Genomic DNA, 13,534 nt, shown 5'->3' on the forward strand with positions numbered 1-13,534 from the left:
TTCTCTCCTTGGGGGTGTCGTGTGACCGAGACTTAGTTTAGTCGGGCCGGGGGTGTCGATTCGTGCAGCCGCTAGGGCAGAACGACGACCTGGGCGCCGAAGACGAGTCCGGCTCCGAAGCCGATCTGCAGGGCGAGGCCGCCCGAGAGCTCGGGCTGCTCCTCGAGCAGACGATGGGTGGCGAGGGGGATCGAGGCGGCCGAGGTGTTGCCGGTCGTGGCGATGTCGCGGCCGATCGCGACCGACTCGGGCAGCTTCAGCTGCTTCGCGAACTCGTCGATGATGCGCATGTTCGCCTGGTGCGGGACGAAGGCGGCGAGGTCGTCGACCGTGACGCCGGCGGCCTCGAGGGCCTGGTTGGCGACCTTCACCATCTCCCAGACGGCCCAGCGGAACACGGCCTGCCCGTTCTGGCGCAGGGTCGGCCACTCCGACTCCGAGTCGCGGAAGGCGATGGAGGTGCCGGTCATGTAGATCTCCTCGCGCTTGGTCGCGTCGGAGCCCCAGATGGTCGGGCCGATGCCGACGGTGTCGCTCGGGCCGACGATCGCGGCGCCCGCGCCGTCGCCGAGCAGGAACGAGATCGAGCGGTCGGTCGGGTCGACGTACTCGGAGAGCTTCTCGGCGCCCACGACCAGCACGTACTCGGCGAGCCCCGAGCGCACCAGCGAGTCGGCCTGGCCGATGCCGTAGGCGTAGCCGGCGCAGGCGGCGCTGATGTCGTACGCGGCGGCCTCGGGCGCGCCGATCCGCGCCGCCAGCAGGGTCGCGAGCGAGGGGGTGATCACCGGGTTGCTGATCGTCGAGACCAGGATCGCGCCGATCTGCGAGGGCAGGATGCCGGCGCCCTCGATCGCCTCGAGCGACGCGGCCTCGGCCAGGTCGACCGCGAAGACGTCGTGCGAGGCACGCATCCGGGTGACGATCCCGGTGCGCTGCCGGATCCACTCGTCGGAGGAGTCGATCGGGCCGACCAGGTCGTCGTTGGGCACGGTGAGGTCGCCGCGGGCGGCGCCGATCGCGTGGATGCGCGTGTACTGGGCGCCGGTGGACTGCTTCAGGGTGGGCTGGGTCATGGTTGTCCGTGGACCTTCCGGGGGGATGCGGGGGAGTCGGTGGTCGCTCAGGCGGCCTGGTCGAGGAGTTCGAACGCGGCGGGCAGGTCGTCCGGGGTCTTGACGGCGACCGCGGGGACGCCCTTGAGCCCGCGCTTGGCGAGCCCGGTGAGGGCTCCGGCCGGCGCGACCTCGATCAGCCCGGTGACACCGGCGGCCGCGAAGGCCTCCATGTCGAGATCCCAGCGCACGGGCGACGAGACCTGGCCGACGAGCAGGTCGACGAAGCGGGAGCCGTCCTCGACGAGCGAGCCGTCCTTGTTGGTCCAGATCGGCAGCGTCGGGTCGGCGGGCGCGAGCGTCGCCGCGACGGCGGCCAGCCGGTCGACCGCGGGAGCCATGTACCGGGTGTGGAAGGCGCCGGCGACCTGCAGCGGGATGACCCGCACGCCGCGCGGGGTGCTCTCGGTGAGGCGGGCCAGCGCATCCGGCTCGCCGGCCACCACGATCTGCCCGCCGCCGTTGAAGTTCGCCGGCATGACGCCGACCTCCTCGAAGAGCGCGAGCAGTTCGGTCTGGTCTCCGCCGACGACGGCGCTCATGCCGGTCGGGGTCAGTGCTGCCGCCTCGGCCATCGCCCGGCCCCGTTCGCCGACGAAGCGGAGGGCCTCGTCGTCGGTCAGGATGCCCGCACCGGCCGCGGCCGTGATCTCGCCGACCGAGTGACCGGCGATCCCGCCGACCCGCTCGCGGCGGCCCTCGGCGAACAGCGCGCGGAGGGTGAGGAAGCCGGCGGCCACGATCAGCGGCTGCGCGACGGCGGTGTCACGGATGGTCTCGGCGTCGCTCTCGGTGCCGTGGCGGATGAGGTCGACCCCGGAGGCGGCGCCCAGACTCTCGAGCAGGTCGCGGCCCGAGTGGTCGATCCACGGGCCGAGGAAGCCGGGGGTCTGCGACCCCTGGCCGGGGCATACGACGACGATCATTGCTTCAGTCTCCCAAGAGTTCGTGCCTACGGTGTGTCGAACGCGCGCAACAGATGTGCGAATTCGTTGTGAGAAGTCGACAGCCGGTCAGCGGCGCTGGCCCGGGCTGTCGTGGTCGTTCATGGAGCCGAGGATGAGCGCCGACTGCAGGATGAGCGCTTCCCGGGCACCGGTCGCGTCCCAGCCGATCACCTGGGTGACCCGCTTCAAGCGGTAGCGCACGGTGTTCGGATGCACGAAGAGCTCGCGGGCCGTCGCCTCGAGGGAGCGCCCGTTGTCGAGGTAGCACCACAGGGTGGTCATCAGCTCGGGCGACTGGTCCTGCAGCGGCCGGTAGACCCGGTTGACCAGCGTCGACCGTGCCAGCGGATCCCCGGCCAGCGCGCGCTCGGGGAGCAGGTCGTCGGCCATCATCGGGCGCGGGGCGTTGCGCCAGGCCTTCGCCACGGCGAAGCCGGCGAGAGCCGCCTTGGCGCTCCGCGAGGCGTCGACCAGGCTCGGCACCTCGTGGCCGAGCACCAGGTAGCCCGGGCCGAAGCCCGGCTCGAGCTTCGTGGCGATGTCGAGGAAGGAGAGCACCTCGTCCGGCGCGGCGACGGCCTCGTCGGGGCTGACCGAGGGGTCGGCCGCATCCACCGGGGGCCCGCCGATGCCGTTGACCGGATGCGCGCGCCCGATCACGAGCACGAGGCGCCCGCCCTGCACCCCGATCAGCACGTCGGCGTTCAGGTGCCGGGCCGTACGGCGCAGCTGGTCGACGTCGAGCTGCCGCGGGGTGGTGCCGACGAGCACGCTCACCTCGCCGTGGCCGTGCCAGCCGAGCGCCGCGATCCGGCTCGGCAGCTCGTCGTCGTACTCGCCGCTCAGGATGCTGTCGACGACCAGGGCCTCGAGCCGCGCATCCCACAGACCGCGGGCCTCGGCCGCACGGGCGTAGACGTCGGCGGCGGCGAACGCGATCTCGCGCGAGTAGAGAAGGATGCCCTCGCGGAGCGACTGGTCGCCGCTCGCGACCCGCTCCTCCACGACCTCGACCACGACCCGGATCAGCTGCAGCGTCTGCTGCAGGCTGACCGAGCGGAGGAGTTCCCGCGGCGCGGAGCCGAACACGTCGGCCGCGATCCAAGTGGTGGTGGTCGGGTCGTCGTACCACTGGATGAACGACTTGATGCCGGCCTGCGCCACCAGGCCGACGGCCGAGCGCCGCCCCGGCGGCATGTCGCCGTACCAGGGCAGCGTCGCATCCAGCTTCTTGATCGTCGCGGTCGAGAGCTCGCCCTGGATGGTGCGGAGCCAGGCCAGGGTCTGAGCCTTCGTCTTAGCGGGCATCGTCGCCCCCGACCGCGATCAATCGAGTGGTCATTCCGACCGGTATCAGCTCTCGCCGCCCGCCGAGCCGGAGGTTCCGGCCGTGACGTCGTAGAGGCGGTACTTCTCGATCGCCCAGGAGGGCGCGTTCTGGTCGACCTCGCCGCGGGCGGCGAGCTGCTCCAGCACGCGGACGACCACCGAGGGGCCGTCGATCTTGAAGAACCGGCGCGCGGCGGGTCGCGTGTCCGAGAAGCCGAAGTCGTCGGCCCCCAGCGTCGCGAACTCGCCGGGCACGAACTGACGGATCTGGTCAGGCACCGCGTGCATGTAGTCGGTCACCGCGACGAAGGGCCCGGGCGCATCCTGGAGCTTCGTGGTGACGTAGGGCACCTGTCGCTCCTCGGTCGGGTGCAGGAAGTTGTGCGACTCGGCGTTCAGGCCGTCGCGACGCAACTCCGTCCACGACGTCACGGACCAGACGTCCGCCGACACGCCCCAGTCGTTGGCGAGCAGCTCCTGCGCCTCGAGGGCCCACGGGACCGCGACGCCGGAGGACAGGATCTGCGCCTTCGGGCCCTCGATCGTGCCGGACTTGAGACGGTAGATTCCCCGCACCACGCCGTCGACGTCGAGACCCTCGGGCTCGGCCGGCTGCACGTGCGGCTCGTTGTACACCGTGAGGTAGTACATGACGTTGGGGTCGGAGTGCGTGCCGCCGTACATCCGCTCCAGGCCCGACCGCACGATGTGGTTGAGCTCGTAGCCGTAGGCCGCGTCGTAGGTGACGACGGCGGGGTTGGTCGACGCGAGGAGCAGCGAGTGCCCGTCGGCGTGCTGGAGGCCCTCACCGGTCAGCGTCGTGCGACCCGCGGTGGCGCCGATCACGAAGCCGCGTGCCATCTGGTCGCCCGCCGCCCATAGGGCGTCGCCCGTGCGCTGGAAGCCGAACATCGAGTAGAACACGTAGATCGGGATGAGCGGCTCGCCCTGGGTCGAGTAGCTCGTGCCCACCGCGGTGAACGCCGCGAGGGCGCCCGCCTCGTTGATGCCGACGTGGATGATCTGGCCCTGGGGGCTCTCCTTATACGCCAGCAGGAGCTCGCGGTCGACGGAGGTGTAGGTCTGGCCCTTGGGGTTGTAGATCTTGTTCGAGGGGAAGAACGCGTCCATGCCGAAGGTGCGCGCCTCGTCCGGGATGATCGGGACGACGCGATTGCCGAAGTCCTTCGCCCGGGTGAGGTCTTTCAACAGCCGCACGAACGCCATGGTGGTGGCGATCTCCTGGTTGCCGGAGCCCTTCTTCAGCGTCTGGTACGACGAGTCGTCCGGCAGAGTGAAGTCGGTGTACTTCGTGCGGCGCTCGGGCAGGTAGCCGCCGAGCGCACGACGGCGCTCCTGCAGGTACTGGATCGCCTCGTCCTGCTCGCCGGGGTTGTAGTACGGCGGGAGGTAGGGGTTCTCCTCGAGCTGCGCATCCGAGATCGGGATGTGCATCTGGTCGCGGAAGGTCTTGAGGTTGTCCAGGGTCATCTTCTTCATCTGGTGCGTCGCGTTGCGCCCCTCGAAGGCCGGACCCAGGCCGTAGCCCTTGATGGTGTGCGCCAGGATGACCGTCGGCTGGCCCTTGTGCTCGGACGCCGCCTTGAAGGCCGCGTAGACCTTGCGGTAGTCGTGGCCGCCGCGCTTGAGGTTCCAGATGTCGTCGTCGGAGTAGTCCTTGACGAGCTCGAGGGCGCGCGGGTCGCGGCCGAAGAAGTTCTCGCGCACGTAGGCGCCGGACTCGGCCTTGTAGGTCTGGAAGTCGCCATCCGGAACCGTGTTCATCAGGTTGAGCAGGGCGCCGTCGGTGTCACGGGCGAGCAGGTCGTCCCACTCGCGGCCCCAGACCACCTTGATGACGTTCCAGCCCGCGCCGCGGAAGAAGCTCTCGAGCTCCTGGATGATCTTGCCGTTGCCGCGCACCGGGCCGTCCAGGCGCTGCAGGTTGCAGTTGATGACGAAGTTCAGGTTGTCGAGGCCGTCGTTGGCGGCGACCTGCAGCTGACCGCGGCTCTCCACCTCGTCCATCTCGCCGTCGCCGAGGAAGGCCCAGACCTGCTGGTCGGACGCATCCTTGATGCCGCGGCTGGTGATGTACTTGTTCAGCTGCGCCTGGTAGATCGCGTTGATCGGGCCGAGGCCCATCGAGACCGTCGGGAACTGCCAGAACTCCGGCATCAGCCGCGGGTGCGGGTAGGAGCTGAGCCCGCCGCCCGGGTGCGACTTCTCCTGGCGGAAGCCGTCGAGCTGGTCGGTGGTGAGCCGGCCCTCGAGGAAGGCGCGGGCGTAGGTGCCGGGGGAGGCGTGGCCCTGGATGAAGATCTGGTCGCCGCCGGACGGGTGGTCCTGCCCACGGAAGAAGTGGTTGAAGCCCACCTCGTAGAGGGCCGCGCTCGAGGCGTAGGTGGAGATGTGGCCGCCGACCGCGATACCGGGCCGCTGTGCCCGGTGGACGGTCATCGCCGCGTTCCAGCGGATCCACGCCCGGTACTTGCGCTCCAGGGCCTCGTCGCCGGGGAACTCGGGCTCGTTCTCAGGAGCGATGGTGTTGATGTAATCGGTGGTCGGCACCATGGGCACGCCGAGATGCAGCTCCTTCGAGCGCTTCAGCAGGCTGAGCATGATGTCGCGAGCCCGGCCGTGACCCTGAGCCGCGACGAGCGCGTCGAGCGACTCGTTCCATTCCGCGGTCTCTTCGGGATCGGAGTCGGTGTGTCCCGCGGAATACGGGTCCTGGTCGTTGACAGTCACGGCGACCTTTCTTCTGTGTTTACAGATCGTTTCGTGTCGTGCGCCCGTGCGTGGTGGGCCCGGAACGCCACAGACAAGCCTAGTGAGTTAATCCGTGAGTCCGCGCTCGGCGTGACAACCCGTCGCGCTTGGTGTATCGCGTGGGGAGGACTAAGATTGCTGCGTTTGTCCGGTAGACGACCGGACTGAAAGGAAGCCGATCATGGCTTTGGAGAACGACACCCTCGCTCCCGACTTCGACCTCCCGAACCAGTACGGGGAGCGTGTGCGCCTCAGCCAGTTCCAGGGCAAGAAGCCCGTGGCACTCGTCTTCTTCCCTCTCGCCTTCTCGGGGGTGTGCACGAGCGAGCTCTGCGCCCTCGAGGACAACCTGGCCCTGTTCAAGGCCGCCGACGTCGAGCTGATCGGCATCTCCGTCGACTCCAAGGCCACTCTGCGCGCCTGGTCGGAGAAGGAGGGCTACGACTTCTCGCTCGTCGCCGACTTCTGGCCCCACGGCGACGTCGCGAAGGACTACGGCGTCTTCCTGGAGGAGAAGGGCTTCGCGAACCGCGCCACCTTCGTGATCGACCAGAACCGGATCATCCGGGCCTCCTTCATCACCGCCCCCGGCGAGGCGCGCTCGATCGCGGCCTACCGCGCGGCGCTGGAAGAACTGCAGCCCGCTCGGGTCTGAGCCGCTCGGGTCTGAGCCACGCGCTCCGCGCTACCCCAGCAGGCTCACGCCGCGGGCGATCACGAGTGCGAGCAGCACGAAGCCCGTGAAGGCCTCGAGCCCCATCAGCAGCTTGGTGCGATGCGTCAGCGGCACCACGTCGGTGGGGCTGAAGGCCATCGAGTTCGACAGCGAGAAGTAGAGGTAGTCGACGAAGCCCGGCCGCCAGTTGCTGTGGATGGACGAGTGCACCGCGACCTCGCTCACGGCGTCGTGATCCTCGTCCTGCGGAAAGCGGAAGTCGGCCGGCGGAAGCTGCTTGCGGGGTCGCTGCGTGCGGGCGACGGGGCCGCCGCGGTCGAGCTCCCAGAACAGCAGGGCGAAGCCGATCACGTTGGTGAGCCAGATCTGCAGGGCGCCGAGCAGCAGCGTCGGGCCGTCCTCGGTGTTCTGCACCAGCTTCATGATCAAGACGACCAGCAGCACCTGATTGGTCGCGCCGATCACGAGCACCAGCATCATGCCGAGCCGGCGCGACCACCGGGTCTGCCTCACCAGCCGGTGGGGGTTGATCACGATCACCGCCAGCAGCAACGCCAGGCACACCGGGATGACCAGGTACCGGGTGAAGCCCAACAGGCTGTCCGGAAGCAGGGCGTAGCTCGCGATGATCGCGATGACCCCCACGGCCGCCGGCCAGCGGTGCTCGGCCTGGGCCTTCTCCTCGGCGACGCTCTCGCCCTCGTCCTCTGACACCAGAGCAGTGTAGGCCGGTATGCTGGTCTCGCCTCGTGCGGCACGAGGGCCTTTAGCTCAGTTGGTAGAGCGCCACGTTTACACCGTGGATGTCATCGGTTCGAGCCCGGTAGGGCCCACTGATCCGGTCTTGTTCCCGGCTAGGGGCGTGGGCCGGGAGCCGGGGGCAGAATGGGGTCATGGAACCCACTGCCTCCTCCTCTTCTCGCGTCCTCCTCGTCACCGGCACCTCCTCCGGCATCGGTCTCTCCGTGGCGGTCGCCGCGGCGGCGGCCGGCTGGACGACGATCGCCACGCTCCGCGACACCGGCCGCGCCGCGGCACTGGAGGCGGCGGCCACGGCCGCCGGGGTCATGGTCGAGGTGCTCCCGCTCGACGTCACCGACCCCGCATCGGTCGAGGCCGCCATCGCGGCCGTCGAGGAGCGCCACGGGCGTCTGGATGCGCTGGTCAACAACGCCGGTGCCGCGACGGTCGGCACGCTGGAGACCCTCGAGGTCGACGACTTCCGCCGGGCGATGGAGGTCAACTTCTTCGGTGTGGTCCAGCTGACGCGGGCGGCGATGCCGCTGCTGCGTGCGTCCGGCGGCCGCGTGATCACGGTGTCGAGCGTCGGCGGGATCGTGGGCCAGCCCTTCAACGACGCCTACTGCGCCGCCAAGTTCGCCGTCGAGGGCTTCCTCGAGAGCCTGCAGCCGGTCGCCCGCACCGTCGGCGTCTCGGTGAGCGTCGTCGAGCCGGGCGCGGTCTCGACCGAGTTCGTGGCGAACGCGAAGATCGACCCCGCCGCCGCCCTCGCCGAGGCCGGGCCGTACGCACCGGCTCTCGGTGCGTACCTCGAGCGCACGCGGGCGGCCTTCGACCCCGCCAACGCCCAGACGCCCGACGGGGTCGCCCGGGTGATCGTCGACCTGCTCGACGCCGAGGAGCCGCCGTTCCGGGTGCAGACCTCCGACGCGGCGCGGGCGTTCGTGGGCGGCAAGCTCGCCGACCTCGACGGCTCGGTGGTCACCTCGATGACCGCCGGGTGGGTCGGGGCCTGATCCGGATGCACGGTGCCGGCCGGTGCGCGGGCCTGAGCGGGATGCGCGGCGCCCGCCGCGTCAGACCCGCGCGATGAGGTCGATGTCCTCCAGGAACGCCTCGGCGACCTCGGGTGACACGGTCGCCCGGGTGTCGGCGATGGCGGCCCGGTAGTCCGCCGTCCGCGGCCCCTCCAGCGGAGCACCCGCCTCCTCGGCGTCGACGGCCTGCTCGAGCGCGCGCTGCGAGGCCTTCTGGGCGGCGTACTCGATGTCGGCCGGGGAGAAGCCGGCGGTGCCCGCGACCAGGGCCTCGACGTCGATCCCGTCGAGCACGGCGTCGGGGATGTACCGCGACCAGATCGACCGCCGGGCCTCCTCGTCGGGCAGTCCGATCGGGATCACGTAGTCGAAGCGGCCGTGCCGGAGGAAGGCCGAGTCCAGCGAGCGGATGAAGTTGGTCGCGCAGACCAGCAGCCGGTTCGGCTGATCGCGGAAGGTCGGGATGATCTTCAGCAGCTCGTTCGTCACGCCCTGCATCGCCGAGGGCGGCTCGCCGCCGCGCTGCACCGCGATCTCCTCGACCTCGTCGATGAACACGACCGCGTGCTCGAGGTCGGCGATCTTCTCGAAGGTCTCCCGCAGCGCACCGGCCAGCCCGGCCGGGTCGGCCGCGAGCCGCGACGGGAAGACCTCGACGAACGACCACTCGAGCCGCGAAGCGATCGCGCGCGCGAACGTGGTCTTCCCGGTGCCGGGCGGACCGAAGAGGACGACCGCACTCGGCGCGACGACCCCGAAGCGCTCCGCGAGGTCGGACCGCGCGAGCGGCATCACCAGCCGCCGCTCCAGCAGGTCCTTCTCCCGCTGCATCCCGCCGATCGACTCCCAGAGCCCGCGGGGGAGCACCCTCCCGCCGAGCTCGCTGAGCGCGTTCAGCTCGTCGCGCTGCACCGGGATGCGGCGCTCGAAGTAGAGCAGGTTTTTCTTGGCCGCGAACCCCTGGTCGGCGAAGGCATCGACCGGCAGGCCGCTCTCCGGCAGCAGCACCGAGAGCTTCGTCAGCCCGAGCGGGGCCATCCGCTTCTCCAGGGCCGCCAGCAGCCGACCGCCGACACCCTGCCCGCGGTCGTCGGCGTCGGTGGCCAGGAAGACGATCCACCCCTGGGCGTGCGCGGCCCGCCCGACCGCGGCACCGACGACCCGGTCGTCCTGCACCGCGACCACGGCGTGGTCCTGCCGGCAGGACGCCAGCACTTCGGAGAGGCCGTAGACCGGCTCGGCCCGGGTCGCACGCATCTGCTCCCAGAGGTGCAGGATGTCGTCGATGTCGTCGGGATGGAAATCGCGGATGCGGATCTGTGCCATGGGGTGCCTGTCGCTCGACGGATCTCGTCGTCCTTCCGACTCTCGCAACCTCCAGCGCGTGTCGGGCGCCCTCGCCCCCGGAAGAACCGCGTTTCTTCTGTCCCTGTCGAATCCAGGAGGAAACGGATGCGGTGAGGACTCGGATCAGCCGTCGCGCACGTGCTCCGTCGCGCGGGCCAGCGCGCGGGTCATCGTCTCGATCCCCGGCCAGCGGACGACGACGAGGTCGGTGTAGCTCATCAGGTCGTCGTCCTCGGCGTAGTGCCGCCACCCGGCGATCTCGGCCGTCAGCGCATCCGCGGTCACCACCCGCACCTGCCAGCTCCGCCCGTCGGCGAGCGTGAGCACCACGAGCGCGTCGGCCAGCTGCTCCACGTCGACCAGGTCGGGGCCGATCAGGAACTCCAGCCGTCGTCCCTCCAGCTCGACTCGCACCCAGTGGGCTCCGCTCGGCGTGACCATGGGCTGAGCATACCTCACCTGTCGGGCGGGGCGCAGGACTCCGTCCTTCGGTTCTGCTCGGATCCGCGGCATCGACCTAGGCTGAGGCCATGAGTGAGAACGCGCGCACGGTCGTCATCACGGGGGCGAGCTCGGGGATCGGGGCGGTCGCCGCACAGCACTTCGCCGAGCAGGGCGACCGGGTCGTCGTCGTCGGCCGCGACCCCGAGCGCACCAAGGCGGTCGCCGAGCGGATCGGGGCCGAACACGTCCTCGCCGACTACGCCCGCCTCGACGACGTGCGGGCCCTCGCCGCCGGCATCCTGGAGCGGTACGACCGGGTCGACGTGCTGATGAACAACGCGGGCGGCCTGGTCTCCGAGCGAACCACGACCGTCGACGGCCACGACCTCACCCTGCAGAGCAACCACCTCGCGCCCTATCTGCTCACCCGGCTGCTGCTGCCCGCCCTCGAGCGCTCGGCCCGGGCCGGCGGCCCGGCGCGCGTCGTCTCGACGTCGAGTCTCGCCAACCGTTTCGGCAGGCTCGACCTCGCCGACCTGGACGGCACCGGCCGGGCCTGGAACGGCGGCTGGCGGGCCTACGGCACGGCGAAGCTCGCCGTCATCCTCTTCACCCGGGAGCTCGCCCGCCGGGCCGCGGATGCGGGGACGGGCGTCGAGGCCTACTCCGTGCATCCGGGAGCCGTCGTCACCGGGTTCGGGCGCAGCTCGGCCCTCATCCGGATCGGCACCACCCTCACCGGCGGCCGCTGGGGCGTGTCGGCCGAGGTGGGCGCGGCACCGCTGATCGCGCTCGCCTCGCCGACACCCGTGCCGGCCGCGAGCGGCGCGTACTTCGACCGGATGCGGCCGAACGGGCGGATGGCGCGCCAGGCGCACGACGAGCAACTGCAGCGCGGGCTCTGGATCGAGTCGGCCCGGTTCACCGGGCTGCCCGAGGACGACGGGCCCGGAAGCGACGCGCAGGCGGGGAAGTAGGCTGGAGCCGTGCCGCACACGCTCTCCGAATTCAACGCCGTCGTCGAAGACCTCTGGCCCACCGGCTCCGCCGAGGACTGGGATGCACCCGGAGTGCTGAGCGGGTCAGGCGACGACCCGGTGCGACGGGTGCTGCTCGCGGTCGACGCCGTCGCGGCCACGGTCGAGGAGGCGGTCGCCGCCCGCGCCGACGTGCTCCTGGTGCACCACCCGCTGCTGCTCCGCGGGGTCACGAGCGTCGCCGAGTCCGGGTACAAGGGCCGCCTGCTCGCCACCCTCATCCGTGCCCGCTGCGGCCTGATCGCGGCGCACACGAACGCCGACATCGTCGAGGAGGGCACCTCGGCCGTCATCGCGGCACGACTCGGGCTGCAGGATGCGCGTCCGATCGTCGCCGGTCACCGCGACGACAGCGACGCGACGACCGGCGCCTCGGCCCGCCCCGCCGTCGGCCTCGGCCGGGTCGGGCGGCTGCCCGAACCGATCCCGCTCGGCCGGCTCGCCCTCGCGCTCGGCGAGCTGCTCCCGGCGACGGCCACCGGCATCCGGGTCTCGGGCGACTACGACCGGCCCGTCTCCACCGTCGCCCTCTGCGGCGGTGCCGGGGACTCCCTGCTGGGGTCGCCCGAGGTGCGCGGCGCCGACGTCTACATCACCTCCGACCTGCGGCACCACCCGGCGTCCGAGTCGCGCGAGCAGTCGCTCGCCGGCGGCGGCCCGGCCCTGATCGACGTGTCACACTGGGCGAGCGAGTGGCTCTGGCTCGACACCGCGGCCCGGCAGCTCGCCGAGCGGCTCCCCGAGGTGGAGTTCGTGGTGAGCGAGCTGAACACCGACCCGTGGGACTTCGTCATCACCCAGTGACCCGGCCCGTGCCCTCCCGTGAGAGCACGACCCGAGACCGAATCCCACCCTCCGAGCGACCACCCCTCCGACCGAAGGAACACCGATGAAGGCACCCGCCCTCGAACAACGCAAGCTCCTCGATCTGCAGGCCGCCGACAACCGCGTGGCGCAGATCCAGCACTCGCTGCGCACTCTCCCGCAGGAGGCCCGGCTCGCCGAGCTGCAGCGCGACTCCGCGGCCGCGCGCCAGGAGTTCGGCGGGGTGAACGGCGAGCTCGAGGATGCGAAGGCCGAGATCGCGCGGGTCGAGGGCGACATCGACACGGTCTCCGCCCGCGAGAAGCGCGACCGGGAGCGCCTGCAGGCGAGCTCGTCGTCGAAAGACATCCAGGGGCTCGAGCACGAGCTCGCCTCGCTGGCCGTGCGCCGGTCGAACCTCGAGGACATCGAGCTCGCTGTGATGGAACGGGTCGAGGAGATCGAGGTGCGCCTCGCGGCGATCACCGCGCGCCGCGACGACATCGCCACCGAGGAGCGCCTGCTCGCCGCCCAGCGGGACGAGCAGAAGGGGCGCCTCACCGCGCAGCTCGAGGTCGCCCGTTCCGAGCGGTCCGCCGTCGCCGGCGGCATCACGCCCGAACTCCTCGCGCTCTACGAGCGTCAGCGCGAGCGCTACGGCGTGGGGGCGGCGCTGCTGCAGCGCGGGGTGTCGATGGGCAGCAATGTGGCGCTGACCGAGTCCGACCTCGCCCAGATCCGGGCGGCCGACCCCGACGAAGTGCTGATGGACCCGGAGGGCACCTGCATCCTGATCCGCACGGACGAGTCGGGGCTCTGACGCCGAGCCGACGCCGACACCGAGCCGACGCCGTCGCCCGAGTCGCGTAAGCTTGCAGGCGTGAATGGGCCGGCAGACGGTCGCGTCGCCGCGCAAGCGGTGCCGAGGAACGTCCGGGCTCCACAGAGCAGGGCGGTGGGTAACACCCACCCGGGGCAACCCGCGAGACAGTGCCACAGAAAGTAGACCGCCACGGGCTCCGGCCCGCGGTAAGGGTGAAACGGTGGTGTAAGAGACCACCAGAGGCTGCGGTGACGCAGTCGGCTCGGTAAACCTCGCCCGGAGCAAGGTCAGACAGGAAGCGCTAACGCTGCTCGCTCAGTTTCCGGGTAGACCGCTCGAGGGCTGCGGCAACGCAGCTCCTAGATAGATGGCCGTCAGGGAGCGATCCCGACAGAACCCGGCGTATCGCCGGCCCATTCACCTCGATCGCTCCCCGATGCCCGGCGCACTCGGCCGCCCGGC

The 13,534-nt window shown here is 70.7% G+C and carries 12 protein-coding genes, 1 tRNA gene and 1 other RNA gene; 7 read left to right on the forward strand and 7 right to left on the reverse strand.

The genetic code is table 11. The features are described from left to right. Window positions 1-71 precede the first annotated feature (71 nt). The 4 genes from AC59HU_RS00395 to aceE form a co-directional block, all read right to left on the reverse strand. A complete protein-coding gene (locus AC59HU_RS00395; protein ID WP_497221339.1) occupies window positions 72-1,076 on the reverse strand; it encodes a beta-ketoacyl-ACP synthase III in 1,005 nt (334 codons plus the stop codon). Between the two features lie 47 nt (window positions 1,077-1,123). After that, window positions 1,124-2,041, reverse strand: coding sequence for an ACP S-malonyltransferase (locus AC59HU_RS00400; RefSeq protein WP_497221340.1), 918 nt, complete (start codon window positions 2,039-2,041; stop codon window positions 1,124-1,126). Between the two features lie 87 nt (window positions 2,042-2,128). Beyond that, entirely contained in the window at window positions 2,129-3,370 is a 1,242-nt protein-coding gene (locus tag AC59HU_RS00405; RefSeq protein ID WP_497221341.1) for a PucR family transcriptional regulator, read from the reverse strand. Window positions 3,371-3,415: 45 nt separating this feature from the next. Next, the gene (gene aceE / locus AC59HU_RS00410) at window positions 3,416-6,142 is read right to left on the reverse strand and encodes a pyruvate dehydrogenase (acetyl-transferring), homodimeric type (RefSeq protein ID WP_497221342.1); all 2,727 of its coding nucleotides are present in this window, start codon (window positions 6,140-6,142) and stop codon (window positions 3,416-3,418) included. Window positions 6,143-6,344: 202 nt separating this feature from the next. Between aceE and AC59HU_RS00415 the strand changes: the two genes are divergently transcribed. Then, window positions 6,345-6,818 carry a peroxiredoxin gene (locus AC59HU_RS00415; RefSeq protein ID WP_497221343.1) on the forward strand — a complete coding sequence of 158 codons (474 nt, stop codon included), beginning with the start codon at window positions 6,345-6,347 and terminating at the stop codon, window positions 6,816-6,818. Between the two features lie 30 nt (window positions 6,819-6,848). Here the strand turns inward: AC59HU_RS00415 and AC59HU_RS00420 are convergent, their stop codons facing one another. Beyond that, the gene (locus AC59HU_RS00420) at window positions 6,849-7,553 is read right to left on the reverse strand and encodes a hypothetical protein (protein ID WP_497221344.1); all 705 of its coding nucleotides are present in this window, start codon (window positions 7,551-7,553) and stop codon (window positions 6,849-6,851) included. A 46-nt stretch (window positions 7,554-7,599) separates the two neighbouring features. Between AC59HU_RS00420 and AC59HU_RS00425 the strand changes: the two genes are divergently transcribed. Continuing rightward, window positions 7,600-7,672, forward strand: a tRNA-Val gene (locus tag AC59HU_RS00425). 60 nt (window positions 7,673-7,732) lie between these two features. Further along, window positions 7,733-8,596 carry an SDR family oxidoreductase gene (locus AC59HU_RS00430; protein WP_497221345.1) on the forward strand — a complete coding sequence of 288 codons (864 nt, stop codon included), beginning with the start codon at window positions 7,733-7,735 and terminating at the stop codon, window positions 8,594-8,596. Between the two features lie 60 nt (window positions 8,597-8,656). Here AC59HU_RS00430 and AC59HU_RS00435 read toward each other — a convergent pair whose 3' ends face one another. Continuing rightward, a complete protein-coding gene (locus tag AC59HU_RS00435; RefSeq protein WP_497221346.1) occupies window positions 8,657-9,943 on the reverse strand; it encodes an ATP-binding protein in 1,287 nt (428 codons plus the stop codon). 144 nt (window positions 9,944-10,087) lie between these two features. Then, window positions 10,088-10,405, reverse strand: a complete 318-nt coding sequence (locus tag AC59HU_RS00440) for a hypothetical protein (protein WP_497221347.1) — start codon at window positions 10,403-10,405, stop codon at window positions 10,088-10,090. Between the two features lie 89 nt (window positions 10,406-10,494). On the opposite strand from AC59HU_RS00440, the gene AC59HU_RS00445 reads away from it, so the two are divergent. From AC59HU_RS00445 to rnpB, 4 genes are all read left to right on the forward strand, one after another. Continuing rightward, complete coding sequence (locus tag AC59HU_RS00445; protein WP_497221348.1) at window positions 10,495-11,385, forward strand: SDR family NAD(P)-dependent oxidoreductase; 891 nt, start codon at window positions 10,495-10,497, stop codon at window positions 11,383-11,385. A 9-nt stretch (window positions 11,386-11,394) separates the two neighbouring features. Beyond that, the gene (locus AC59HU_RS00450) at window positions 11,395-12,249 is read left to right on the forward strand and encodes a Nif3-like dinuclear metal center hexameric protein (RefSeq protein ID WP_497221349.1); all 855 of its coding nucleotides are present in this window, start codon (window positions 11,395-11,397) and stop codon (window positions 12,247-12,249) included. A gap of 85 nt (window positions 12,250-12,334) precedes the next feature. Further along, window positions 12,335-13,069, forward strand: a complete 735-nt coding sequence (locus AC59HU_RS00455) for a zinc ribbon domain-containing protein (protein WP_497221350.1) — start codon at window positions 12,335-12,337, stop codon at window positions 13,067-13,069. Window positions 13,070-13,133: 64 nt separating this feature from the next. Beyond that, window positions 13,134-13,493, forward strand: an RNA gene (rnpB, locus tag AC59HU_RS00460) — RNase P RNA component class A. The last annotated feature ends 41 nt before the right edge of the window (window positions 13,494-13,534 follow it).

The organism is Herbiconiux sp. 320_LB, assembly GCF_059691755.1.